The organism is Paenibacillus marchantiae (genome assembly GCF_028771845.1).
In the GTDB taxonomy this organism is placed as follows: domain Bacteria; phylum Bacillota; class Bacilli; order Paenibacillales; family Paenibacillaceae; genus Paenibacillus; species Paenibacillus marchantiae.
In genome coordinates this window covers 2919919-2942481 of sequence record NZ_CP118270.1, presented here as the reverse complement: position 1 = coordinate 2942481, position 22563 = coordinate 2919919, and the positions used below count along the sequence as shown (strand labels likewise).

The following is a 22563-nucleotide window of genomic DNA, read 5'->3' as shown; positions in this document are numbered from 1 at the left end:
TCTGAAATACGAAGTCAGGCATTCATATTTTATAATCTTTCTTTAACGCCTTACGGCCTTCCAGATATATTTGTGCTCACGCACAGCAAGTCTCCCCTCAATCTGAATTCCCTTCAGCTTAACTTGAAGCTGCTCATGGTACTCAGGCTGTGTGTAATCCGGGTTGCCAGGGATATCGGAAAGAAAAATAGCGAACTCTTTTTCATCAGGGAAGACCATTAGGGCCTCATTGAATTCCTCAATTTCAATGTTTTCATACTGATTTGTATGCAGCCTTTCTCGTACCTTGATTACATCGGTATGAATGCCAAAGATAACGCCACCCTTTCGCAACAATCTCCTATGTTCAATTATCGACGTAGGTCCTCTGCGGTCATAGATCAGGTCGAACTGTTCGTCTTGGAAGGGCAACTCTGTTTTGGTTGTAGCGTAGACAAATTCAACATTGCCAACGTCACCGGCCACAAGCCCAGCCTGAGCGATACGCAGTAGCTCCTTCGAGTTGTCAAAACCCGTAATATGATCGGTATATGCCGACATTTTTAATGTGAATTCACCATGACCACAACCTACATCAAGCACAGATTTATGCTGAGGTAGCAACTGTATCAAGCGCGCTTCAAATACATCTTCTGCTGAATTGCCCTCCCAGGTAAATACCGATCTGCCTTTGTATCCTCCGTTACGTTGTCCGATCATGTCATACCATTCCATGCCCAATAGATATCCCCCCCAGAAGAAAATCCCATATTAAACAACATTCGACACAGACAAGTCGATTTTCCTGTCCATAGGTTAACTTTTTTCTCACTTAAGAGTTTTATCTATCCTCATCTTGTGCTTGTTAAAATTTGAAACGCTTCTCTCGTAGGCGCCGTATTATGCTCGAAGTCGTATTTTGCCACTTGGATAAACCAATAGGATGTGGAGGTTGAATGAATGTCTTTTTTTAAGAAAATGTTAGCCAGTGTAGGTGTTGGAGCAGCCAAAGTAAATACAGAATTACATACACCTGAGGTTACGCCTGGAGGAATCATCTCTGGGATCGTGTACATCGAGGGTGGAGACGTGGAACAGAATGTAGACCGAATCTACCTTACGATCAAAACCCATTACATACGGGAGCACAATGATCGAAAAGTAAATGAAACTGCCGTTGTAGCCAAATACTTGCTTACCGAGGATTTTATATTACAGCCTGGCGCCAAACTGGAGAAATCCTTCTCCTTTGATCTACCTGAAAATCTCCCAATTACACTGCATCGTGCAGAGGTATGGGTTGAAACGGGCCTCGATATCTCAAGCGCCATGGACCCCTCAGACCGGGACAGACTCCATGTAGTTCCTACAAAAGATATGAATACTGTGCTTGATGCGATTGATCTCCTTGGTTTCAAGCTGCGTGAAGTGACCAACGACTATGCTCCAAAGCTTGGTGGCAATCTTCCATTTGTACAGGAATTTGAATTCGTGCCAACGAGCAAGTTCCGTGGTTATTTGGATGAGCTGGAAGTACTGTTCTACCCGATGGGAGATTCACTTGAACTGTTGCTTCAGATCGACCGCCGCGCACGTGGACTCGGTGGCATTTTCTCGGAGGCGATGGGGACGGATGAGAGCTTTGTCCGACTGCATCTCTACGAGAGACACCTTGCACGGGGTGCGGATTCGGTTGCCCAAGGTCTGGAAGAGGTCATCTCCAAGCATCTATAATCTATTAAGAATAGACCAAAAACAAAAAAACAGTTCTCCTACCAACTTTCATTGGTGTAGAACTGTTTTTTGAATATGTTCTTCTTTTAATAAACAATCAGAAACGCTGTGTCCAGCGCTGTATCCCCGATCGAAGTCCGTAGTATGCAGCAGCAAGCAAGAGAAATCCAACAGCAGCGACCAGAATGGAAGTCATATCCCAACGGGCAATGGAGCCAAAAGCAACCTTGGACTGCAACGTGCTGGTAGATGAATCGGTGTTCATCATTTCAGGTGTATGATTCAGCGTCATTAACATGCCTTGAATGACATTCCAAGCCATAAAACCCAGTGTGAATAGCAAAGTTACCAACAGGGACTCCATACCTAATCGTTTGTTGATAGTCATCATTTTGCCTCCTCATTTACGGTTTGACAACACTTTGGAAGTTATAAAATTCACTACAACATCTGTTGTTTGCCCATCCGTCTGAATGTACTCTTCAAAGCGTGATCCATGGAATGCTTCGACACACTTAATCGCTTGTTGAAAAGTCCATCCATCAGGCTTATCCCCGCGCTTCAACAATCTCTCATGTAATGTTTCCATAGATGTCATCAGGGTAAAATGAAAAAGGTCAGTATCTAGCTCTTTCAGACCCCGATGGATGTAACTGAACTGCTCTGACTTGTAGATGGTCATTGGAACAATCAGATGTTTGTTATACTTCTGCCTGATTTCACGGGCGACTTTCACGGTAAGGACTTTCCACAGCTCCATATCCTGAAAATCGTCCGTTTTCTCCACATCCATTCGGACGTCATCCACAATCACGTTTCTTAACATGTATCCAATCTCTTCTGGATCGTAGATCATGCTGTTCGGAATTAACGGCTGCAGCTTGGTTGCAGCAGAGGTTTTACCCGAGCCAAATGCCCCATTAATCATCACAATCATAGTGAAGTCCTCCTGCGTGTCAGATTGAATTAGACAAGAGGTGCTCCAACTCCTGTTTCAGGCGATCTTTGTTCGTATCCACATATTGATAAAGGAGTTCAAATACCTCTTCATTATCCGATTGCATGCTTAAATTACCCGCTTCCAGCTCAACCCGTTGCAAAACCTCATGGATCTGCTGTCCATGCGTATTCAGGGTCGTCGTTACATCCTGTTCGGAGAGTGCATTCACATTTTCTCTTAACTGCTCAGGTGTTACACCACTTTCGGATAACATATGCTGGATGTTCTTCAAAATCTCTGCATCAGCATCATTGCCTATGCGCTGCATCGCTTCCGTCGTTTCACCCAGAAAACGCCCACTCAAATTTTCAAGAAAACCAGTAATGCCGCTCATGGATAGCTCTGTATCCAGATCTATGATCAGGATGGTATCTCGCAATACCTGTGGAAGTTCAGGTCCACACTCCCGAATGGTCGCAAATTCCGCGCGATACAGATCCATGGCAACACTCCCCACCACTTCCTCACCCGACATGCTGTCAAACTGATCCAAAGGTAATAATTGCTGCAATTCTTCCTGTAATTTGTTCATCTCTCTGCCTCCTGTATCTATCTCTATATATAAGTTGGACCAATGATTTCACACAGGTCCACTATAACTAAACGCCTATACATCATAGCAGAATATGTTATATAAGTTTATCCGCTGTAAGTTTGCACCAGATCACTTCCCCGCACACTTTACACGGAATATGGATAAAGTTAACCTTCACTTGACCTTTGGAAAATGATCCGCTGTTATGATCTTCTCATCAAGAGTCTTGGGAGGGGTTATGATGCGCCTGGCCTTGTTCACCGACACCTATGTTCCGGAAACCAATGGTGTTGCCGGTACGCTGCACCGCTTGAGTAATCACTTGAACCGCAAAGGCATTGAGCATCTGTTATTCACACCACAGTCTGTTATTGAAGGCAACGATGCCGCTCCGGTCCGTTCCGTTACCAACATCCCCTTTTTCCTCTACCCGGAATGTCGTATTGCCTTACCTAATCGAGCAGCCATTCATCGGGAGTTAAAGACTTTTCAGCCAGATCTGCTGCATATCGCCACTCCGTTCAATATGGGTCTTTTCGGTCTCAGATATGCGCTCAAGTATCAGCTTCCACATGTCATCTCCTACCATACTCACTTCGATCGGCACCTCGAATACTACAAGTTGAAAAGCGTCATTCCTCTTTACTGGAAGTATATCCAATGGTTCCACCGAGCCTGTGATGCAACATTGACACCGTCTCAAGAGACCTTAAACGCATTGCAATCAAAAGGTATTCAACGTCTGAAGTTATGGTCCCGCGGGATCGATTGCAGCCTGTATTCACCTGATAAACGAAGTTCCGATTTTCGTACTCGCTACAATATAACGGCTCCTCTAATTCTACTCTACGTTGGACGAATTGCCCCGGAAAAAGATATCGCTACCCTCACCCTTGCCATGCAGCAGTTGCCAGAACATATGCAAGCCCGTGTACACTGGATCATTGTAGGCGATGGGCCATTGCTCCCCAAAATGCGTATGCAATCCCCACCCAATGTCACCTTTACAGGGTATCTGCATGGTGAAGAGCTTGCTGCTATGTATGCTTCGGCAGATATCTTTGTGTTTCCTTCCTCAACAGAAACATTTGGCAATGTGGTGCTGGAAGCGATGGCTTCGGGATTGCCGGTGCTCGCTGCGAATGATGGCGGTGTAAAAGACTTGGTCACACATCATCGAAGCGGTGTTCTGTTCAAGCCAGGCCATGCGGATGCATTGATTCGGGAGATATGCCTCTGGGGAGATCATATGGATCAACTGAGGAATATGGGTCTTGAAGGCCGAAAACTTGCTGAACAGCGTTCGTGGGATCACATTTTTGACAGGTTGGTCAGAGATTATGAGGAAGCCATTGAGAATCGGAGAAGACGCACGAAAGATCGAATCATCACAGATTGATTTTCATTAAATAAACCGAATTGAATAATGGATGATCACTGCTGCTCCAAGACCCACCTGTTGAAGTTTGGATATTCATATCCATCATCATTCCAAAAAGAGAATTTATATTCAATACGAGGTATTAAAAAAGAGCGGGGATGGTTAATATCCTCGCTCTTTATAACAGTCGTCTACAGACGTTAAACGTATAGCTTTTTCGATCAGAGATATGTCCCTTTCCCGGTCAAGACGTCTAACATTACACAACGGGTTCAAAGGATATCGTATCTTGCATAATACTCCATTCTACCCTTGGTTTAGCCGTTGCCCCTTCTCCATTCAGGACATTCCCGATCCATATCTCGTCGGTCTCCTGATTCTGCAAAAAGTGCCGGATCGCAGCTTTAATCAGAATGGATGTATGTAAATCCAGCAGTTCATCCAAAGGAATCCAAAATAAATCCCCTTCATCTGATGGAATAAAGGCTCGATGTGTCGTCTCACCAAAATATACAAACTGCTGCCGAACTTCACCGTCGCTATACTGCATCAAAACATATCGAAGACGGAAATTTTCAATTTCCGCTTGCTTGAACCCCGTCTCTTCTTCAATCTCCCGGTAACTAGCGGTCATTGGTGAATTAAGCTCGCCGTGCTCCAGATGCCCGCCAATACCACCCCAGAACTCAAAATCGAACAGCCTGCTGCCTGCCTTCTTCATCATTAACATGTCGTTGCCATTACTCAAAAATGCGGTAGCCATTTGTCTGATCTCCATGTGCACCTACCTCACTGTTCTGTTATGTAGTGTTGTTTGAAACTAACCTGAAAGTCTCCCCTTAGAGCAGGCCTTTTAATTCACCAAGATGCTCAATAGCATGTAATGGTTTGGTTGTAATGCTGTCCTGCCAAGGCTGATTGACCTTCATCCAGATCGTGCTCAAACCTACTTTTGCCGCTCCTTCAACATCATTGACGGGATGATCTCCAATGTAGATACACTGCTCGGCAGAGAGGTTGAAATGATCCAATGCCAATTTGAAAATACGAGGATCGGGCTTTTTGACCCCAGCCTCTTCCGAAACGATAATATGATCAAAATCATCCCGGATGCCAAGTTGATCGATTTTGCCGTACTGAATCTCGGTTTTACCATTGGTGATTAAACCTGTTTTATATTTTCCTCTTAGATGCTGAACCACTTCTCGCGCCTGCTCCATCAGAACAGCACTTTTCACATACTCTCTGCCATAGAACTCCATAAGCTCCGCGTGAGGTGGATTCTCAGCCCAAGGTAATTCATGGAGCAGCTCGTTGAACAATACATCCTTGTCCTTGTAACCGTCCTCATCCAGCTCAATAATTCGTTTAAGAATATCATCTGTAGTTTGAATATGAGCAAAATAAGTGTTGATCAAGCTCTGGCTGAAGCCTTCAAAGGTACTTGTTCTGTTGAGAATCGTATTGTCTAGATCAAAAATAATCGCTTTAATATGATCCATCGTCATACTCCTCCTGTCTGGTCTTAAAAACGTTCTTTCCTTAATAGTTGCTCCAGTTTCCGATTGGTTTCGGCCTGCTCTTGAATTAACCGTTTCGTATTACTTTCTATGCTGATGAGTGTGACCGTCATAATAATTACACAAATGATCCCAATAAACCCCATAATACTACTCACCTCTAACGTAATGTTTATTGTATTCTGTTAGCTGCGACTTCCATGAATTATAAACATGCAAACCCAACCATAGATTAGACCAGGGCTGGGTTTAGCTTGTAAAACTCAATTTCATTTCTTCTTTTTGTGATAATGGTAGCCTGTGCAAAGGCCCTTTTGTTTGGATTTCGCGGAACAATTATGTCCACCATTTTTCTCCAGTCTACCTGGATGGGCATAAGCTGAAGAAGATACACCAATAAGTACGACAAAAGACAAGATTACAATGACAACCTTTTTCATAAGTCACCCTTCGATCACACCCTATGCTTTAGGGCTTAATTCATCCTCCATCATTCTACATTAAAACCCATAATTAGGATATCCTTATTACTCCAAAATTTGCTTATTCTATGATTTTAAACTTCCTCAACGCATGTGTGATGCCATCCTCACTTGCTCGCAGTGTGACATAGTCGGCACTTTGTTTGACGCGTTCTCCTGCGTTTCCCATCGCAATGCCAAGTCCCACATACTCTAGCAAATCAATATCATTTTCACCATCGCCAAAAGCCATTGCTTCCTCTTTCGATATTTTCAGGTGGGCGAGCACTTTTCCTGCCGCTATCGATTTGGATACTTTGTTCTCTTCCAGTACGTTAGACACGTAAGGATGAAACCTCACGAATTTTAATGCAGGGAATCTGGATTGGAATTTCTCCACTTCGTCTTGATCGGCATATAAACAAATGCAATACACTTCCTGTTCCAAAGAACTGGTGCTCAAGGGGTACTCCATCAGACCGAGCGTATCTCTCAATGCATCGGTGACACGTACATCCGTTGGGCATAAACCATTCATCTCGAATGACTCTGTAAAATAAGAAATACTGCTGCCGTTCAGCTCGGCAAATTCACTGATTTCTCTAACCATTCGTGTAGAAAGCACCGATTTATGTATCACTTCTTCACCACTCTTGATCAATGCCCCGTTAGCCGAAATCATGGTATCAATCCCGAGTTTTCTGAAATCTCGGCATAAATTGTACGGTCTGCCAGTGACCAGCACGACCTGTATGCCCCTACGAACCAATTTTCGAATGGAATCCTCTGTACTTGGAGAGAGACTTCGATCCTTCTCACTGAGTAACGTACCGTCCACGTCCATAAATACGATTTTAATCAAAGGAACACCTCCTAAGTTATATCAATTGAACTAAAGCATATTTACACCTGCCACTCCAATGACAGAACAACCTTCCGATCGCTGTTATCCCCAGATTTTTTTGATTACTATTTTAAAGGGGAAAATCCGGGAATAAAGGCGAACACTTCGCTTCTTCAGGTTATTTCTGTCCTCTCCGTTCTCTTGTAACTGTTTAGTTCAATTGATATAGAAATTAAAAATTTCAATTCAAAAGGCAAGTGCTCAGTTAACTTAGTAGTCTTCCTGCACTTGCCTTTACATTAACGGGTCTGGACGTTCTGGCTCCGCTCCATATACCACAGCTGAAACGACTCTATGGCTTCAAGCGGTATATCGTTTAGCGTATGATGCAGAACAGGTTTGGCACGATTCACGGTTTGAATCGAAGCAACTCCAAACCAGCGTTGCAGCAGATTCCGGGTGATCTGTACCTCAATGACTTTCTCTCGCTTGGAGATGTATAGTGTTGAGGTTAATGCACCCGTTCGCAATTGGATAAAGTTCTGATTCAGGACGTATCGTGTATGGAGAAAATCAATTATTCTGCATATGACAATCCACAGTAACAGAATAGCGGAAATCATCCACCATGCCTGATTCTGTCCCAGAATCGGCGGTTTGAAATAAAACAGTAACCCTGTTGCAATGATCCACACCCAGCTTGGTGTCAGCATGCGCAGCCATAATGATTTTCGTGGAAGCTTTTGCATCTCCTGCGTAACCTGATAGGATGGCAAAATCTCCGAGATCATATCGTAAGCTTGCTTCACAGGCAGAAAAGGATAGAGCGAGTTAACTTCCTGTTCGGATTCTCCCACACCACCTGCTGTCGTTAGTTCCACTTCTGCCAAGCCTAGCAGTCTTTTCATCGGAGACTGTGTGATTTTCACCGCCTGTACTCGTTCTTTCAGGATTGAAAATGCGGTCTGTTCCAACATCCCCTTCGTAATGTAGATACGTTTGCGATCAGAGGAGATTTGGAAATCGCCATACTTCACAAATGTTCTGACAATACCTAGCATAATAGAAACAGCAATAAGTCCTGTGATGATCAATGCGGTAATCCACCAGGTATCCAGCCATGTCAACAGGATGCTCTCCGTCACTTTTTCATCGGGAAAGAAATCTTTCACCGACGAATAGAGCGATCCCAGAATCGGAATAAGTACCAGAAAGCTAAGTGACGTAAACGAAGCTTTGAATATATCTTTTCGAGTGGACTTGTAATGGACAATCCGTTCAAGCTCTTCTTTTACAGGTAGTTGAATATCTTCTTCCAGTGTTACGTATTCAAGTGGTGTCACGTGTTCTTCATTTGGCTCTACAGCATCACTGACGACATTCGCTTCCGATATATGCCCTGCTACAACCTTTTCAAGCCTATCCGATTCCGTAAGTGAAACGACTTGCAACTGAAAAGTAGAATCTTCTCCCTTGATACCCGTCTCAAAACGAATGGATGTGACTCGGAACAAACGATGAAACAACGACGTATGCCGGTTCACGTTCTGAATTTTGGTATAGGGTATCGTTCTTCTTGTGCGATTAAACACCCCACTGTAGATCTGAAAAGCCTTATCATCTGCGGTATAACGTAGCGTAAACCAACTCCAGATGATGCTTATCACACTAAACGCGATAGCCACATAAAAGACGATTCTGCCATACATGATCCACGTGGACGCCGAGCCATGACGGAGAATAAATAAAAAAACGATAAATGCAAAAGAATTTTTCACCAGTTTCCACAAACTCCAGAGCATGGCTAACGGGTGTTGTCTTTTCATCTCGTTCATTCATCCACCTCATTAATCCTTGCATAGGACGCAATCTGATTACGCAATTCAAGCGCCACTTCCTCTGGCAGCGCCGGGATCGTATGAGATGAACCCATCGTGCCAACCGATACAGAATATAGGCCATATTTTCTCAAAAGAGGACCCTGGTTCGTCGTGACGGATTGTACTTTGGCCATGGGAACGATCTGATGTACCTTTTTCAAAGCGCCGTGTTTCAATTGCAAGAACTCCTCATTCGCATCGTAATACCAATGCTTGTATAACAATGAAGGCCGGATAAAAACCTCCCACACCGCATACAGCACTGATATGGCAGTCACTCCCCACAGAAACCAACCAATCCACGCCCTCCATCCAAAGACGGAATCCAGAATCAGCAGTGCTGCAAGCACAATCAACCCTATTCCGTTCGATATAATCGCACTGATTCTCCATATGGTTATGGCATCCGGCGATAAACGTTGCTCGGGTGTACTCTGTATGTACTGCATATCTTCACTCCTTTTTCTTACTGTACGAAGAATAGTTCTCTATCGATGCAGAAAGATTGACTTAGTAAAAGAGATGACCCCTGTTCAGTACAGGTCGTCATCTCTTCGTCATTTTATTTTACAGCAAAATCCTTCACATCGCATAACCACACCATATGGTCCGTGCCTTCACCCCAATAGTTCTTTGCCACGGCATAGGGTTCTCCAAACTTCCGCTGCCATTTCTTCTGCGCTGTCCGGTACCCACTATCCAGGCAAAATTGCGTAATCTCACGCCTCTGAAGTTCAGCAGCCAGAGCCTGAATAAGAGCAGAGCCAATTCCCTGGCCCTGAACCTCTGGCAAAACGTAGAGACTACCCAATTCCCCTACGTGGTTCAGTTGGTGGTCTGTGCATTCTTGAATCTCCTGGCCGCAAGGTCCATACGAAATGGTGCCCACGACAGTATCTTCCCTCTTGGCTAACAGAAAAAAGATACTGGATTCCTGGTTGTTGCCAGGATGCAAAGCGGAGTGAAGCATCGCTTTTTTGTATTCAATTTCATCCCGAATATCTTCGTGCAGGCTGCCTAGTCCCTCCTGTGTAAACGCATTTGTAATCGATGTCTCGAATACCTGGCAGGCACCCTCCATATCCGATGCTGTTAAAGGTTGAATGGTAATCAGGTGACTCATATGACCGTCTCTCCGTTTCAATAGCTATATAAATAAAACCATTCTATGTTAGTCCGTATGACTCTGGATCAGTTTCCTTACTTTGTTTGCATCCTCTATGGGTATACTGTATCCTACGTGGGTATCCTCATGGTTAACCAGAAGGGCTGACTGCTTGGGATCTTTGCCTATGGAAAAATCATACTTCGTTAAGGACCCATCTGCATCTGTTAAGATCATCTTGTACTCCGCGCTATAATCAAGACTTCCTGATATACGCTCCGCTTTATTTATAGCCTCGATTACGATTTCAATCTCAACAGGATCATCAATTTTGACATCCTGGCACGCTTCAGTTATGAAGTTTGGGTTGCATGTTAATGTAATGAGCGAAGGTAGAGCTTCTTTCGGATTAGAATTAGTTCCAATTGGATGGTTGCACCCTGCAAGGAGCACCGCGAAGAGAACTAAGAGAATCCCTGCTTTTTTCATTAGCATATATACCTCCCGGCTCAACTAAACACATAGTACTCACTCTCTAAGCAATCATCTGTATCTAGCTCTAGATACTTATGCTCGCATGCTGCAACTCAGTGTCCCATCCTTGGAGCAGCACTTTTAAACGCTGGGCGGTATCGGCCACGAAAGCACTTATCTTTACGTCCGTAATGAATTTGGGAACTATACCCGGTATTCAAGCCTGCACTCGCTCTGTTTGTATCCTCTCAAATAACTGCTCCAAATCCGTATGAAGATCCGGCTGTTCGTTAACGAGCAGGCTTATGTATTCCGACCCGCATTCATAGAAAACAAGACGATTAAACGGAGCTGAATCCCCCATATGATTCATTTCCAGTCCAAATTTCTCCCGAATTCGATTCTCCAGATAGCGCGCGTAACCTTCGTTCCACTCCAACCAGTTGAAGTACTCTCCTTGTTCTTCACTCAAAGAGCTGAAGAGAGCTAATCTCGCCTCTTTCACTTGTATGAGATCCTTACTCTTCAAGGCTGACAGCAACGAAGTGATCCGCTGGACAACCATCTCATTGTCATAAGGAAACTCATAATCCAGTTCCCATGTTACACGTTTGATTTGCTCCATCTTATGTTTGATCTCAAGTCGGTCACCCATGTCGGTGTAATGCTCATTTACGTAACAATGGACAAATTCATGAAAGAGATAGACTTTCTGCTCAAAATTTTGGAACGCCGCATCCGTCACCACTGCGCACATCCGCTCATCCATGTGATGCACTCGAAACGCCGCAAGGCATCCTTCGGGAATATTCAGGTCATCCGGGACGGTTTTCACCCATTCATATTGCTGTGTCTTGGACGAATAATCATAGATATATAATAAAGTTTCAAATGCCACAACCACGGGATAATAGTCTGCGAATAAAGGATGTATACTGACCAAATCTTTTTGAAGCTCCTGCAATTCGTTGATTTGCTCTAAAAAAGTATCCATGTCATTTACCCTCTCTTTAGTTGAATGATGAATTAATCATATCAATAGAACAACAATAAAACACTGAGAGAAAAATGATAATTCTATTGTTGAGTGAGATTTCTACAGCTTAGAACCGTTCTCCTCGTTTCTCATATAGATAAATGTCCAACGCCTGAATCCCGAGTTTAGCAAGTTTGATAAATAAAATGAGGGCATATACACCCAAACCGAATAACACCAAGTTAAATAAAACTGCGAATGTTGAAATGAATGAAAAGCTCATCACAATTCCTCCTTTTTTATCAACGTACTGAATTCATAATTCATATGATCATCATGATTGATAAATAGTTCAATTTATTAATTCACCAAACTATTTTAGCATATTTTACCTCCATTTACTTTCTCCAATCAAATTCCTCATTCTTGATAGAGTGAATTCTAATCATTAAATTCAAAAAGTCTTCCCCCGAACATCCGGCAGGAAGACTCTACTTAAGACTTATTTTATTGGATACGTTCACCGCTTACCACATGCCAGTGTTGATGCTTCGAATCCTGGTAAGTGCCCAGGTTGGTTACGATTTTGGAAGAACCCGTCTGGACAACCATGTCCGCAGCAACCTTTTTGATAACCCGCATGATCTCCAGTAATAGTTCATCATTATTAGCTTCTTCCTGTGAAATGAACGATTGGATATGGATCTTTGGAATAACAACAATATGATGCTTGTAGTATGGTCGGGTATGATGATAAGCCAGCACCTTGTCTGTTTCCATGACGATATTTACTTTGGTATTACCACTAAGCACTTCATCACAATAAAAATCCTGTGTCATATACGATCCCCTTTCACTACTTAGTTAATATATCCCGCTTTTTTCAGCACATATTCCGTGAACGGGTTAATCTCTGGGATGGGTATACTCAGATCAAAATAACGTAGTTCCAGTCCTTCATCATCCATGACCGTTGGTTCGCCCTGAATTTCAGTAGCCTCATAGACAGCCATGACATTATATACTTCATCTCCATGCGGATACTTGTAATACATGTCCTGACCAGAGAAAACGGTAATGAGTTTATAGGCACCCGCTCTCAGTCCAGCTTCCTCATATAATTCACGGGCAGCAGCTTCCTCCAAAGATTCTCCCGGTTCCAATGATCCGCCAAGGGTTCCCCAATCCAGACTATCTGTACGTCTTTGCAATAACAGATGGCCCTGCTCATTGAAGACCAACACACATGAACCAGCCATGATTAGAGGGCGCGAACCCACCAGCTTTCTCAACTCCATGATATATCCCATAAAGATTTTCCCCCGTCTGTAATCAGATAAGTTCAACAACGTGTCTCTAAGACTTGGATTTAGTCAAGATTCCCTTGTCTACGGAATTTTGGATAATCTGCTGTGCGTACGTCCACAATGTTTTGGAACCGTTCTCAATCTCACGATTTCTATTTAACACCTGTTCACTTGTTATATTGTATTTCTGCCACGTATCTCCCTCATTCTGATGATTGTGGATCAACGGCTGCAACCGATCCATCGACGAGGCAAACTGCGCTTCGTTGGTCTCCTTTGCCTCAAACTCCAGCCATAGGTTCAACAGTTCTTCGGCTTGTTCCTCAGGTAAAATCCCAAATAGTCGATGCGCAGCCTTGATCTCTCGGTCATATTTATCCGCATGCCCTACCGTATCGTAGGCAAATGTATCTCCGGCATCGATCTCAACGAGGTCATGAACAAGAAGCATCTTAATGACTTTGAGAATATCCACCTCCTTGTTGGAGTGACTCTGCAAAATCAAGGCCATCATCGCCAGATGCCAGGAATGCTCCGCATCATTTTCAAGTCTGTCGCCATGGATGATTCTCGTTTTTCGTTCAATCGTTTTCAGTTTATCAACCTCAATTAGAAATTGAATCTGCTCCAGTAAGGATGAATACCTTTAATCCTGCATTCTTCTACAAATGCTCGCGCTACCCGTGCACCGTAATTCCTTCTCTTGTAGGCTTCGATAGTTTCAATATCAATTGCTTGCCACTGATCTGATATAAACGCCGAAAAGCAAACACTCGCGATATCCTCTCCGTGTATTGCAATGTATCCGAAGCCATGTTCCAAGAACTCATCCATGTTATCCCAAAAGCGTGAGACTTTGTCCTTCAGAAAAGATAGATTGTTGAACTTCCCAGCTTTCAGTAATGCCTCGTCTAATTCAAGAAGCCTGACCACCTCATTCTGAGAAGCATACCCTTCATGACTACCCGGATGACGTAGATGTTCAGTCATTCCTTGGTCTGAATCCAATGTGAATACATGCTGAATATCGCTATAGAGCTCTTTATTCACGGCCATATGATGAAGCACATCTTCCCAGCTTTCATCCGCCACACCTACCTCGACTGTGTGGATATTTAATCTTAATAACTCAGGTTCTATGTGTTCTTTCATGAAATCTTCCAATTCATTCAGGAAGGGTTCACTTCGAGCGTCTCCGACCAACTGAAAACCGTTTTGTCCCTTCACCCAAATTAATGCTGCTGTGATATTTGCTGCATCATCAACGTAGATTCGGCCAGGATTCAACCCAGATACCACGGCCTTCACCTCAATATTTCTGTATAAGTCCGTGAAGTGCCTCAACTTACAGAATTCATGCTTATTAAGCTCGCTAATCATGAGTTCATTCCCTCCCGAACGACACTCAGGAAATACTCACGTTGATCCGGATGGCAGGCAATCAGATATGGCTCTGAATTCATGCCTTCAAAGGGAATCCCTTCAAAATCCATAACAATGGCACCTGCTTCTTTCGCCATTAATATGCCTGAATACAAATCGTCTCCTTCCGAATTGTAGAGCACAATGCCGTCAATATCCCCCTTAGCTAACATGCACCACTGTAAGGTTGGAGCCCATAATCGCATCATTCGTTTGAAGCAAACATCCAGATGTTGACGTAGCTGTACAGCCTTCTCCTCATTTTGCACCTGATGTCCCTGAATCCATCCAATGGTCCCTTTATGAATATGCTCTTTCTTTTGGACTTTCATGGGGTTCTGATTACAACTCGCCCCATTCCCACGTGATGCCACAAACAAACGATCCACCAGAGGTTCGTAAATAACTCCGAGGACGGGTTCTAAACGATACAATAATGTAATGGAAACGGAAAATATCGGTAGGCCAATGGCAAAGTTGTTTGTTCCGTCTAACGGATCAATCATCCACAGCCAGTCACTCTTCTGTCCGTTATGGCCCCGCTCTTCACTATGGATCTCATGATCGGGAAAACTTATGCTAAGTTCATCACATATCATCCGCTCTGTTTCATGATCTACTTCAGTAACTATGTCGCCAAAGATGCCCTTCTCCTCTGCACAGGTGATCTGATCAAAATGATCTTTGGCAACTTTTCCGGCTCTTCGAATGACTCTCTCGGCAATCGCTTGGGCTAAACGAATGGTTTGTTCGATGACTATCACTCCGTTCGGTTACTTGATCTGTATTTCCCTTTTTCTTTTGTTATTAAAGCTTTCCTTTATATGCATATTTCATAGATCCGAGTCTCTTCATCATCGAGCAAATATCCTTTACCGATATACGCCCAGTTATTTTTTTCATAATAGTCCGTCAAATCCGTACATAAATACAGCTTATCGTAGCCCTTCGTCTTCACCTCATTAATCGCATGATTCTGTAGTTGCCCACCAAGGTTCTTGCCTCGGTATTCTGGATCAACATGAAGGCACGCAAACCACGGGAACAGATCCTGGCGGCTATTCAAATCACTCCTTAACAGAGCATATCCTCCAACAATCCTGTCCCCATCCAACAGTACATAAAATCGGGGTACATCACTCTCGGTTTCCAAGGAACGCTCAATGCAATCCCGGTAAAAATGATAACTTGATTCCGAGCCCCACTGCTTCCAAAAGTATTGTACAGCTGTCTGCAGCATGTCCGGCTTTTGCCGAATATCAACTATCTCAAACATCACAGTCTACCTTCCTTATTATGTTCTTGTATATTTTTGTGGTAATAGCTGCCCAATCGTTGTTTTAGAATAACCCTCTTCTCCCTGCAAGATGACCTGTGTGTCCTTCCCATAATCACTAATCAGTTCTCTGCAAATACCGCAAGGAGATACCACATCTAACTGGATTTCCGCTCCGTTCGGTGCATCATTAGGATCAACTTCGGGATGTCTTACGGCCACGATCGTTTCGAATTCATGTTCCCCTTCCGAAATGGCTTTACCTATAGCAATCGCTTCCGCGCATACTGAGACACGACCGATATAGGCTTCCAGATGTACCGCCGTAAATATTTTTCCAGATCGAGTTCGTACTGCTGCCCCAACGTGATGCTTGCCCTCCTGATACAAACGCAAAATTACGTTCTTTGCTGCTTCAATCAGTTCCAGATCCTCTGTCGTTATAATCATCATGATGTCTCCTTTTATTAATAGATCCTTTATTGTGCGGTATCGCACCTACCTTTTAAGCTTTGCTTTGCTCTGCTCAAACTTGTCCTTCATCGCTTTCCACGTCCATGCTCCAAACCAGACTCCGCCAAACCTTTTATTTCATCCAACATGTACTTCGCATAATCCAGAAGTAAATCATCACTTAGATTCACGCTCTCCAGCTCTCCGTTATATTTTGCTAGACATTGTGAGATGACTTCTTTGTACTTCGGTAAAATATGAATGAGTGCCCACTCGCCTGCTTCTCGCTTGGAGTATATAACCGACTCTTTCACATACAATAGAACACGTGATAGGTTCAAAACATAGTAGACAGGATTCTCCGTTATTTCTTCCATAGCTGAACCAACGTCAGATGTAATAGAGGCCAACATATATTCACGTTTTACGGGCTGGAATAACTCCTTAATCGGTTTGCCGACAAGCACAATTCCACGGTCAACAATAACGGCCAGGTGTGCTACCAGATCCGGATCTTCGTATCCACCGCAAAGATATTGATCATCAGTTCTATACTTTTCCCGGTGATACCCCGAGTAATGAAACTCAAATGGAGTCGGAAACGTCAGTTTAGCAACCGTAGACTCCAAAACAATACTAAGTTCAAATCCTGTGACAATATGCATTTCATCTTCGGTCTGCATCAATCTCTTCGCAATCCTTCGATAGGTATCAGCAGACAGCTGCTCCCGGCATACCACCATAATATCGATATCGCTTTGATTAGGAAGGAAGCACCCCATAGCCATGGACCCGTGCAAATAAATTCCTACCAAAGAGTCCGAACATTCTTCTTGTAACAAATGAGAAACTGTATGTAATACCGCCTGTTCATCCACCTAAACCCTCTCCTTCATTTACGTTGTTACGTATTCAACTCCACTTTCATTTCTTCCACAAAAACAGCCGTGCCTCGTATTCTGACATCCATGTCCTGTCCATTTCTGACCACACTGACATGAACTTTCCCATCTCTGCCAATCTCATGCCCTTGCTCCACAACAAAATGAGTCTGATCCATTCCAGAATTCATATACTCCAAATAATAGGCACCCATCACACCGGATGCTGTTCCCGTAACCGGATCCTCCGTAGTTCCCGAAAAGGGCGAGGAAAAATGTCTGGCATGCATTAGCGCATCTGAATCGCGGGTTTCCTGAGTAAAGGGATGCAAAGAAGCTTTCGAATTTTCAACTAATATCTCAGGGAATAGAGAAGAATCCGGTTTCATTTGTTGGAAAGAAGTCAGTTTACGAATCGGTATCAACAAAGTCCAGGTGCCTGTACTTCCATAAACTATAGGTGTGGATAGATCAATATCATCCGTGGTTAGATTAATGGATTTTGCCAGCTTCTCTATGTCACCTTGGAATGGCATGAAACGGGGTTGATCCTGCTTCATCTCAATGTTGATCGTATCGCCATCCTGCTGGAACTGAATCGGCAATATGCCTACATTAGTCTCAATAGTGATCGACTGTTTATCCTCCAGTAGCCCTCTAGTCTTTAACCCATACATGGATGCCATTGTTGCATGGCCACACAGATTAATCTCATGACCCGGTGTGAAATATCGTAATCTAACGTCTGCAACTACTGAACTCATCACGAAGACCGTTTCATTAAAGCCGACTTTATGCGCAATCTGCTGCATCGCTTCTTCACTGAGCGAATCGGCATGAAAGACGACTCCAGCCGGATTTCCTTTACCAGGAACCGTCGAAAAAGCATCATAATGATATACAGTGATTTCACTCATTGTAGACCCACCTTATTTTCAGTTTATACGATATGCATCGCCATATGACTCTACCACTTCACCATTGATAATAATCCCGCTACCTTCTTTGCAAGCATAGATTGTTGTAGAGTTGGCACGCGCGTAATCTCGTAATGATTCCAGAGCTTCTTCCGTTCCATCCCAATGTGGTGAAAATTCAAAATCAACGAGCGCCAGAGCCTGCTTGTCCATTAATCCAACATGGTTCTCGTCTGCATCTTTACCATATCCGGCCATTTCAATCGTTGGTGTAGTTAGAATACTACCCGCGCTAACTCCAATCAGAATGCCACCTTTAAGCACATAGGAACGCAACAATCCCATTGCATTTCTCTTCTGCAATAAACTTAGAAAATAAAATGTATTCCCTCCAGATAAATGAATCGCGTCGGTTTCAAAAATCGTATTGAATCTGTTTTCCTCATATTCTAGGTCTAGATCATAATAATCAATTGATTTGATTCCCAGTTGATTATAGTAACGTCTCGTATGCTCGAAATAGTTCCGTCCCGGGTCGGAACACGAAGGCACATAACCGATGGAAGGCTGGTCAGAGTTGAACAAACTCAATATCCTCTGATTTAGTTCGTGGTTAGATTCGAAATATAAGTCACTTAACAAAACCAGCTTGGTCATTTGAATTTCTCCCTTTCTTAATCTCCAGATTACTTAATACATCTGCCCATTAATATACCTTCTATGACTTGAAGATGCGTCCTGAGCCCACAATTCCAACTCGATTCTACTAACCAAAAATTGATCTTGAACCTTGATGAAAGGAAACATTTTTCCTTCAAAGAAACCCGATGCCGAGAAACTTCCTTGTTCGGCCTTAATAATGTCCATCACCTGTTCTTTAGTCATACTCAGATACTCCGCCGTTTCTTGGATCGTCATTAATGTTTTATTATTGTTCGGCACATCCTGTTCCACTGCCTGAGTCGATTCACTAGCTCTCCCCTGATTTGATAGCAACAGGCAGCCAACTATGAACGATATTCCCAAAATGACACTGGCTAGTAAAATGGAGATCGGAATGGATTTCATTGTTTGGGAGTCTCCCACTCTGTATTAAGCAAACCTCTACCAATATTCCATTGGGCAAGCAATGCTCGCTGTCTATTTTCCAAATCAAGATATGGTGCTGCAACACAAGAAAGTGTGTCGAACAGATGGATAAAATGAGGGCCCTCCTTAAAACGTCTAAGCCCGCCATACCCTTCATCATCCGCTGCCCATACAATCTTCTTAATTCCCGACATTAATATAGTGCCTGAACACATGGGACAAGGTTCACAGGTGGAGTAGAGGGTCAGGTCATTCTTCGTGTATCGCTTCTTACTTACATCCAGCAAATGTTGCCCTGCCTGACGGATAGCATCGACTTCAGCGTGTGCGGTGGGATCACATTCAGAGAAGACTCGGTTTCTTCCTTTACTCACGACATCCCCATCCGCATCCACAATTATCGCTCCAATCGGATAGGTTCCTTCTATTAGCGCCTGATCTGCCTCTTCCAGAGCCAAAACTAAATATTCATAGTCCGATAACCTCACGAAAAATCCCCCTTAGTTTAAATACTGACCTTCTATATTACAGATCTCTAATCGTGTAATGCCCCGCTTCGCCTAGAAAGTCACTTCGGGTTAACCCCTGCTCTCCAAGAAAAGCTCTATAACTTGTTATCATACCATCATGTGAAATGATAAAAGTACTCCCGCCCTGCTTTCTGCACCATTGAATTAGCTGTCCAGCATAAACCTCAAATAGATGTTCTTCCATTCGATTAATCCCATCCAACCAGCAGTCAAGTTCAAAATCAAGAATTTGCAACCCTGTATAATGAGCATTTAATTCGTCTTTCGAATAGATTTGATCACAGCGCAGAACAGAGAACTCCGGATTTTGAGGGAACATTCTCGGGCCAACGAGTAGACAGACTGTCAGTTTATCGCTTGAGGTTAAGAGGAATGCCGTTTCTATCGTTCGTTTCGTAGGACTCACCAAAACGATGTCTTCCGGTAAGATTTTAATCTGCTTTCGTAATTCAGTGGCCTGCCTCTTTCCTTGTTCAGTAAGTCCCGGATGCAACTGGTTTAGCTGATGAGGATAATGAAGCAAATGTTCAGCGTGACCATGACGAATAAATGTGAGATCCATAAGCTCCTCCTATTTCGTTGCCTCAAGAAATAACATAAAAATAAACCTCCGTTATGTATTGTATTGCCGTGCTAAGAAATCTTGTACTTGTACTTTAGTATCTCAAAGTGAAACTTTCAGGATCTTCACCAGTTCCTCCTGACAAGCAGCCCGGTTATATTCCGAATTGTCCAGCCAGTGTTTGTCCATCTTCAGTAACTGATAAATCTCGGTCTCCAACTCTTTTCTTGCCTGAAGAACCTTCACCGTGCCCTCAACACCGTGATATCCTTTCGCGAGTCCCCATCCTTGATTTGTGTAGTATTGTATGAATCCATCTGACCATTCCTTGGGTCTTTCCTGGATTGCCTTGTCAAAGGTGTGCGCAAGATCCTGCTGATGTACATAAATTAATAGCGGATTTAATAGTTGAACGATGCGCTCCAATTCCAAAACATATTGCACGTTTTCTTCTCTGGATTGATTGTATTTCACCATACCTATGGTCAGTGGATTTTGAATGAAACAACATTCGAATATGGTGATGGAATCATCATCCGCACTTATCACGCTTTCGGTAAAACTCCGCCATTTTTCGGTGATCAGCTTCACATTTTGTTCAAAAGGTAGTTCGTAAATATCTTTGCTAAATATCTCCTGCACCACATGATCGGGGAAATCCACTCCGAATTCCTCTTTCATTTTGCGATAAGGAATCAGAAAACCCTCTTGATAGGCTGTTGCTCTGCTCTCCAATATATGTTTACACGTCTCCTGAGCATCCACCAAAGATCTGAACTCTTCCGCAGAATAAAAGGCCACACCATCATAATCAGCAGGGTGATCCAGATTCCCTTCCTGGATGAGTTGCACCTTTTTGCCATGCTCAGTCAGAATCTCGGAAACCATCTTGGCAATCGTCGACTTTCCTGAACCCGGTAATCCCTCAATAAGTATCAATTGTTTTGTCATGATTTCATCACCCTTAACTTCTTTTCATTCAGTCGTTGTTAATCGATGTCTGCAAAGATCCACTTCGCAGCATCGCCATCCGCTTTCTTTTTCCTAAACACCATGCTAGAGCTGGCCTCCTCCTCGTTCTCTCTTAATTCAGTAACCATCACAAGTGCTTCATAAAGCTTCTTTTGCTCTCGAATGTTGATATCACTCATAGAGATGATCTTGCGAACTTTAAAACCTGAAAATCCTGAGACTGGCATGCCCGAGACTGGCGATTGTGGATCAAAAAGGCTCATATAGCCCTTCTCATCCTCTTCCCACATATAACGCATGCGATCGTTCATCAGTTTGACGATTTCCAGTTCATCACCTGTGTACTTCGTTTCATCAAGGTAAACAGGAGGGATGCCTTTGTCTTTTTTGGGTGCTTCTGCTTCATCGTCCTTCTGCTCGATTGCTTCATCAGTAACGCTTTCCGTCACAGGAATCGTTGGTTTCTGTACAGCTTCATGGGTTGTTTTATCCTGACAGGCGATTAAGAACAGAAATAATAACGACAACACGGTTAACTTTTTCATATCCAAGCCTCCAACATATGCACAACTTCGCCAAGATCTTTGCACTCATAATCCGGTGTAATCTGTTGCGGTTTGAGTTTTCCTTTTCGATTCAACCAGATAGCCTTAATTCCCGCATTTTGCGCTCCTTGTACATCACTTACCAGAGAATCGCCTATATGGATCACCTCATCTCGCTGCAAACCATACCTGTTGATCGCTTCATCAAACATCTCTGACCTTGGTTTATAAGAACGAACATCCTCACTGGTAATCACTCCGCCTCTTCAATGATATGTGCCTTCATTGCAGCTTTCACGTCATCAGTATCGATATTGGACAGGATATATACTGGAATTTTAAGAGAATGAAGGAAGGGAATTGAATCAGCAAATATGCCAGGGTTACGCCAATGTGCCAACTGTTCCTGATTAAGTGACTCAGCTTGTAGATCCGATTTGAAATGGAGAAGCGTTTCTGCCAGAGATTGCACATTCAGCATTCTTTGCGTGGTAAACTGGCTGCCGTGGCTTGCATAAAACAATGTTGAAAAAGCCTTCCACCAGTAAGCACCGATCTCATCCGTTGTACATTCCACCTGCGCTGTCGCTTGAACTTGTTTATAAATCACAGGAAGAATGTCATCATCTTCATGAACAACTGTCCCATAGAAATCAAGGAAAATGGCTTTCATTCTATTCCTCCCACTGGAATAATCTCAATCCCCAAAAAACTTCCTAT

34 protein-coding genes are annotated in these 22563 nt (G+C 43.3%); 2 read left to right on the top strand and 32 right to left on the bottom strand.

Annotated elements, in window-relative coordinates; translation table 11 throughout:
* Positions 1-42: 42 nt before the first annotated feature.
* Positions 43-714, bottom strand: a complete 672-nt coding sequence (locus PTQ21_RS13610; protein ID WP_274570501.1) for a class I SAM-dependent methyltransferase — start codon at positions 712-714, stop codon at positions 43-45.
* Positions 715-939: 225 nt separating this feature from the next.
* On the opposite strand from PTQ21_RS13610, the gene PTQ21_RS13605 reads away from it, so the two are divergent.
* Entirely contained in the window at positions 940-1713 is a 774-nt protein-coding gene (locus PTQ21_RS13605) for a sporulation protein (RefSeq protein WP_274570219.1), read from the top strand.
* 97 nt (positions 1714-1810) lie between these two features.
* Here PTQ21_RS13605 and PTQ21_RS13600 read toward each other — a convergent pair whose 3' ends face one another.
* From PTQ21_RS13600 to PTQ21_RS13590, 3 genes are read right to left on the bottom strand one after another with little or no spacing between them, the layout of a single operon-like run.
* Positions 1811-2104 carry a hypothetical protein gene (locus tag PTQ21_RS13600; RefSeq protein WP_274570218.1) on the bottom strand — a complete coding sequence of 98 codons (294 nt, stop codon included), beginning with the start codon at positions 2102-2104 and terminating at the stop codon, positions 1811-1813.
* Positions 2105-2113: 9 nt separating this feature from the next.
* Entirely contained in the window at positions 2114-2650 is a 537-nt protein-coding gene (locus PTQ21_RS13595; protein WP_274570217.1) for a DEAD/DEAH box helicase family protein, read from the bottom strand.
* A gap of 19 nt (positions 2651-2669) precedes the next feature.
* Entirely contained in the window at positions 2670-3245 is a 576-nt protein-coding gene (locus tag PTQ21_RS13590; RefSeq protein ID WP_090808513.1) for a DMP19 family protein, read from the bottom strand.
* Between the two features lie 241 nt (positions 3246-3486).
* Here PTQ21_RS13590 and PTQ21_RS13585 point away from each other — a divergent pair, with 241 nt between their 5' ends.
* The gene (locus tag PTQ21_RS13585) at positions 3487-4647 is read left to right on the top strand and encodes a glycosyltransferase family 4 protein (protein ID WP_274570215.1); all 1161 of its coding nucleotides are present in this window, start codon (positions 3487-3489) and stop codon (positions 4645-4647) included.
* A gap of 241 nt (positions 4648-4888) precedes the next feature.
* On the opposite strand, the gene PTQ21_RS13580 is transcribed toward PTQ21_RS13585, so the two are convergent.
* From PTQ21_RS13580 to PTQ21_RS13445, 28 genes are all read right to left on the bottom strand, one after another.
* Positions 4889-5407, bottom strand: coding sequence for an NUDIX domain-containing protein (locus PTQ21_RS13580; RefSeq protein ID WP_231952621.1), 519 nt, complete (start codon positions 5405-5407; stop codon positions 4889-4891).
* A 61-nt stretch (positions 5408-5468) separates the two neighbouring features.
* Positions 5469-6131, bottom strand: coding sequence for an HAD family hydrolase (locus tag PTQ21_RS13575; protein ID WP_063564116.1), 663 nt, complete (start codon positions 6129-6131; stop codon positions 5469-5471).
* 23 nt (positions 6132-6154) lie between these two features.
* Positions 6155-6295, bottom strand: coding sequence for a hypothetical protein (locus PTQ21_RS13570; protein ID WP_205411996.1), 141 nt, complete (start codon positions 6293-6295; stop codon positions 6155-6157).
* Positions 6296-6418: 123 nt separating this feature from the next.
* Positions 6419-6589 (bottom strand): YHYH domain-containing protein, encoded by a 171-nt coding sequence (locus tag PTQ21_RS13565; protein ID WP_274570214.1) that lies wholly within the window; start codon positions 6587-6589, stop codon positions 6419-6421.
* A gap of 103 nt (positions 6590-6692) precedes the next feature.
* Positions 6693-7472: a Cof-type HAD-IIB family hydrolase gene (locus PTQ21_RS13560; protein WP_274570213.1), complete on the bottom strand. Its 780-nt coding sequence runs from the start codon at positions 7470-7472 to the stop codon at positions 6693-6695.
* A gap of 281 nt (positions 7473-7753) precedes the next feature.
* Positions 7754-9289: a PH domain-containing protein gene (locus tag PTQ21_RS13555; RefSeq protein ID WP_274570212.1), complete on the bottom strand. Its 1536-nt coding sequence runs from the start codon at positions 9287-9289 to the stop codon at positions 7754-7756.
* Entirely contained in the window at positions 9286-9783 is a 498-nt protein-coding gene (locus PTQ21_RS13550; protein WP_274570211.1) for a PH domain-containing protein, read from the bottom strand. The genes PTQ21_RS13555 and PTQ21_RS13550 overlap by 4 nt, the downstream gene beginning before the upstream one ends.
* A gap of 113 nt (positions 9784-9896) precedes the next feature.
* The gene (locus PTQ21_RS13545) at positions 9897-10457 is read right to left on the bottom strand and encodes a GNAT family N-acetyltransferase (RefSeq protein WP_274570210.1); all 561 of its coding nucleotides are present in this window, start codon (positions 10455-10457) and stop codon (positions 9897-9899) included.
* Between the two features lie 48 nt (positions 10458-10505).
* A complete protein-coding gene (locus PTQ21_RS13540) occupies positions 10506-10928 on the bottom strand; it encodes a YhfM domain-containing protein (protein ID WP_274570209.1) in 423 nt (140 codons plus the stop codon).
* 202 nt (positions 10929-11130) lie between these two features.
* Entirely contained in the window at positions 11131-11907 is a 777-nt protein-coding gene (locus PTQ21_RS13535; RefSeq protein ID WP_274570208.1) for a hypothetical protein, read from the bottom strand.
* Positions 11908-12016: 109 nt separating this feature from the next.
* Positions 12017-12172, bottom strand: coding sequence for a hypothetical protein (locus PTQ21_RS13530; protein WP_162842428.1), 156 nt, complete (start codon positions 12170-12172; stop codon positions 12017-12019).
* A 224-nt stretch (positions 12173-12396) separates the two neighbouring features.
* The gene (locus tag PTQ21_RS13525; protein WP_072734123.1) at positions 12397-12729 is read right to left on the bottom strand and encodes an HIT domain-containing protein; all 333 of its coding nucleotides are present in this window, start codon (positions 12727-12729) and stop codon (positions 12397-12399) included.
* A gap of 20 nt (positions 12730-12749) precedes the next feature.
* A complete protein-coding gene (locus tag PTQ21_RS13520) occupies positions 12750-13199 on the bottom strand; it encodes an NUDIX hydrolase (RefSeq protein ID WP_076290022.1) in 450 nt (149 codons plus the stop codon).
* A 46-nt stretch (positions 13200-13245) separates the two neighbouring features.
* Complete coding sequence (locus tag PTQ21_RS13515; RefSeq protein WP_338020325.1) at positions 13246-13761, bottom strand: HD domain-containing protein; 516 nt, start codon at positions 13759-13761, stop codon at positions 13246-13248.
* Positions 13762-13805: 44 nt separating this feature from the next.
* The gene (locus PTQ21_RS13510; RefSeq protein WP_274570207.1) at positions 13806-14576 is read right to left on the bottom strand and encodes a GNAT family N-acetyltransferase; all 771 of its coding nucleotides are present in this window, start codon (positions 14574-14576) and stop codon (positions 13806-13808) included.
* Positions 14573-15373, bottom strand: a complete 801-nt coding sequence (locus PTQ21_RS13505) for an inositol monophosphatase family protein (protein WP_274570499.1) — start codon at positions 15371-15373, stop codon at positions 14573-14575. Before PTQ21_RS13505 ends, PTQ21_RS13510 begins: the two co-directional genes overlap by 4 nt.
* A gap of 65 nt (positions 15374-15438) precedes the next feature.
* A complete protein-coding gene (locus tag PTQ21_RS13500; RefSeq protein WP_274570206.1) occupies positions 15439-15894 on the bottom strand; it encodes a GNAT family N-acetyltransferase in 456 nt (151 codons plus the stop codon).
* An 18-nt stretch (positions 15895-15912) separates the two neighbouring features.
* A complete protein-coding gene (locus PTQ21_RS13495; protein WP_090808490.1) occupies positions 15913-16347 on the bottom strand; it encodes a cytidine deaminase in 435 nt (144 codons plus the stop codon).
* Positions 16348-16433: 86 nt separating this feature from the next.
* Positions 16434-17225 (bottom strand): aminoglycoside adenylyltransferase domain-containing protein, encoded by a 792-nt coding sequence (locus PTQ21_RS13490; RefSeq protein ID WP_274570205.1) that lies wholly within the window; start codon positions 17223-17225, stop codon positions 16434-16436.
* Between the two features lie 26 nt (positions 17226-17251).
* On the bottom strand, positions 17252-18145 hold the full coding sequence (locus tag PTQ21_RS13485; protein WP_274570203.1) for a PhzF family phenazine biosynthesis protein: 894 nt from the start codon (positions 18143-18145) through the stop codon (positions 17252-17254).
* Positions 18146-18163: 18 nt separating this feature from the next.
* Complete coding sequence (locus PTQ21_RS13480; protein WP_274570201.1) at positions 18164-18802, bottom strand: Type 1 glutamine amidotransferase-like domain-containing protein; 639 nt, start codon at positions 18800-18802, stop codon at positions 18164-18166.
* Between the two features lie 33 nt (positions 18803-18835).
* Positions 18836-19213, bottom strand: coding sequence for a MerR family transcriptional regulator (locus PTQ21_RS13475; protein ID WP_063564100.1), 378 nt, complete (start codon positions 19211-19213; stop codon positions 18836-18838).
* Complete coding sequence (locus PTQ21_RS13470; protein ID WP_072734133.1) at positions 19210-19722, bottom strand: nucleoside deaminase; 513 nt, start codon at positions 19720-19722, stop codon at positions 19210-19212. The genes PTQ21_RS13475 and PTQ21_RS13470 overlap by 4 nt, the downstream gene beginning before the upstream one ends.
* A gap of 37 nt (positions 19723-19759) precedes the next feature.
* The gene (locus PTQ21_RS13465) at positions 19760-20326 is read right to left on the bottom strand and encodes a histidine phosphatase family protein (protein WP_274570199.1); all 567 of its coding nucleotides are present in this window, start codon (positions 20324-20326) and stop codon (positions 19760-19762) included.
* A 102-nt stretch (positions 20327-20428) separates the two neighbouring features.
* On the bottom strand, positions 20429-21277 hold the full coding sequence (locus PTQ21_RS13460; RefSeq protein WP_090808480.1) for an adenylyl-sulfate kinase: 849 nt from the start codon (positions 21275-21277) through the stop codon (positions 20429-20431).
* A gap of 38 nt (positions 21278-21315) precedes the next feature.
* The gene (locus PTQ21_RS13455; RefSeq protein WP_072734136.1) at positions 21316-21843 is read right to left on the bottom strand and encodes a hypothetical protein; all 528 of its coding nucleotides are present in this window, start codon (positions 21841-21843) and stop codon (positions 21316-21318) included.
* Entirely contained in the window at positions 21840-22100 is a 261-nt protein-coding gene (locus PTQ21_RS13450; RefSeq protein ID WP_274570198.1) for an HAD family hydrolase, read from the bottom strand. Before PTQ21_RS13450 ends, PTQ21_RS13455 begins: the two co-directional genes overlap by 4 nt.
* Complete coding sequence (locus PTQ21_RS13445) at positions 22097-22516, bottom strand: HAD family hydrolase (RefSeq protein WP_274570197.1); 420 nt, start codon at positions 22514-22516, stop codon at positions 22097-22099. Before PTQ21_RS13445 ends, PTQ21_RS13450 begins: the two co-directional genes overlap by 4 nt.
* Positions 22517-22563: the final 47 nt, after the last annotated feature.

What these genes read in the sequence shown, in the direction of transcription:
- PTQ21_RS13585 (WP_274570215.1), top strand. Translation starts at nt 3,487, where the DNA reads ATGATGCGCCTGGCCTTGTTCACCGACACCTATGTTCCGGAAACCAAT.
- PTQ21_RS13600 (WP_274570218.1), bottom strand. Translation starts at nt 2,104, where the DNA reads ATGATGACTATCAACAAACGATTAGGTATGGAGTCCCTGTTGGTAACT.
- PTQ21_RS13565 (WP_274570214.1), bottom strand. Translation starts at nt 6,589, where the DNA reads ATGAAAAAGGTTGTCATTGTAATCTTGTCTTTTGTCGTACTTATTGGT.
- PTQ21_RS13545 (WP_274570210.1), bottom strand. Translation starts at nt 10,457, where the DNA reads ATGAGTCACCTGATTACCATTCAACCTTTAACAGCATCGGATATGGAG.
- PTQ21_RS13580 (WP_231952621.1), bottom strand. Translation starts at nt 5,407, where the DNA reads ATGGAGATCAGACAAATGGCTACCGCATTTTTGAGTAATGGCAACGAC.
- PTQ21_RS13445 (WP_274570197.1), bottom strand. Translation starts at nt 22,516, where the DNA reads ATGAAAGCCATTTTCCTTGATTTCTATGGGACAGTTGTTCATGAAGAT.
- PTQ21_RS13555 (WP_274570212.1), bottom strand. Translation starts at nt 9,289, where the DNA reads ATGAACGAGATGAAAAGACAACACCCGTTAGCCATGCTCTGGAGTTTG.
- PTQ21_RS13610 (WP_274570501.1), bottom strand. Translation starts at nt 714, where the DNA reads ATGGAATGGTATGACATGATCGGACAACGTAACGGAGGATACAAAGGC.
- PTQ21_RS13495 (WP_090808490.1), bottom strand. Translation starts at nt 16,347, where the DNA reads ATGATGATTATAACGACAGAGGATCTGGAACTGATTGAAGCAGCAAAG.
- PTQ21_RS13510 (WP_274570207.1), bottom strand. Translation starts at nt 14,576, where the DNA reads ATGATTAGCGAGCTTAATAAGCATGAATTCTGTAAGTTGAGGCACTTC.
- PTQ21_RS13485 (WP_274570203.1), bottom strand. Translation starts at nt 18,145, where the DNA reads ATGAGTGAAATCACTGTATATCATTATGATGCTTTTTCGACGGTTCCT.
- PTQ21_RS13530 (WP_162842428.1), bottom strand. Translation starts at nt 12,172, where the DNA reads ATGAGCTTTTCATTCATTTCAACATTCGCAGTTTTATTTAACTTGGTG.
- PTQ21_RS13570 (WP_205411996.1), bottom strand. Translation starts at nt 6,295, where the DNA reads ATGGGGTTTATTGGGATCATTTGTGTAATTATTATGACGGTCACACTC.
- PTQ21_RS13520 (WP_076290022.1), bottom strand. Translation starts at nt 13,199, where the DNA reads ATGGGATATATCATGGAGTTGAGAAAGCTGGTGGGTTCGCGCCCTCTA.
- PTQ21_RS13455 (WP_072734136.1), bottom strand. Translation starts at nt 21,843, where the DNA reads ATGAAAAAGTTAACCGTGTTGTCGTTATTATTTCTGTTCTTAATCGCC.
- PTQ21_RS13590 (WP_090808513.1), bottom strand. Translation starts at nt 3,245, where the DNA reads ATGAACAAATTACAGGAAGAATTGCAGCAATTATTACCTTTGGATCAG.
- PTQ21_RS13475 (WP_063564100.1), bottom strand. Translation starts at nt 19,213, where the DNA reads ATGAAATCCATTCCGATCTCCATTTTACTAGCCAGTGTCATTTTGGGA.
- PTQ21_RS13575 (WP_063564116.1), bottom strand. Translation starts at nt 6,131, where the DNA reads ATGGATCATATTAAAGCGATTATTTTTGATCTAGACAATACGATTCTC.
- PTQ21_RS13595 (WP_274570217.1), bottom strand. Translation starts at nt 2,650, where the DNA reads ATGATTGTGATGATTAATGGGGCATTTGGCTCGGGTAAAACCTCTGCT.
- PTQ21_RS13460 (WP_090808480.1), bottom strand. Translation starts at nt 21,277, where the DNA reads ATGACAAAACAATTGATACTTATTGAGGGATTACCGGGTTCAGGAAAG.
- PTQ21_RS13535 (WP_274570208.1), bottom strand. Translation starts at nt 11,907, where the DNA reads ATGGATACTTTTTTAGAGCAAATCAACGAATTGCAGGAGCTTCAAAAA.
- PTQ21_RS13605 (WP_274570219.1), top strand. Translation starts at nt 940, where the DNA reads ATGTCTTTTTTTAAGAAAATGTTAGCCAGTGTAGGTGTTGGAGCAGCC.
- PTQ21_RS13480 (WP_274570201.1), bottom strand. Translation starts at nt 18,802, where the DNA reads ATGACCAAGCTGGTTTTGTTAAGTGACTTATATTTCGAATCTAACCAC.
- PTQ21_RS13465 (WP_274570199.1), bottom strand. Translation starts at nt 20,326, where the DNA reads ATGGATCTCACATTTATTCGTCATGGTCACGCTGAACATTTGCTTCAT.
- PTQ21_RS13525 (WP_072734123.1), bottom strand. Translation starts at nt 12,729, where the DNA reads ATGACACAGGATTTTTATTGTGATGAAGTGCTTAGTGGTAATACCAAA.
- PTQ21_RS13550 (WP_274570211.1), bottom strand. Translation starts at nt 9,783, where the DNA reads ATGCAGTACATACAGAGTACACCCGAGCAACGTTTATCGCCGGATGCC.
- PTQ21_RS13500 (WP_274570206.1), bottom strand. Translation starts at nt 15,894, where the DNA reads ATGTTTGAGATAGTTGATATTCGGCAAAAGCCGGACATGCTGCAGACA.
- PTQ21_RS13540 (WP_274570209.1), bottom strand. Translation starts at nt 10,928, where the DNA reads ATGAAAAAAGCAGGGATTCTCTTAGTTCTCTTCGCGGTGCTCCTTGCA.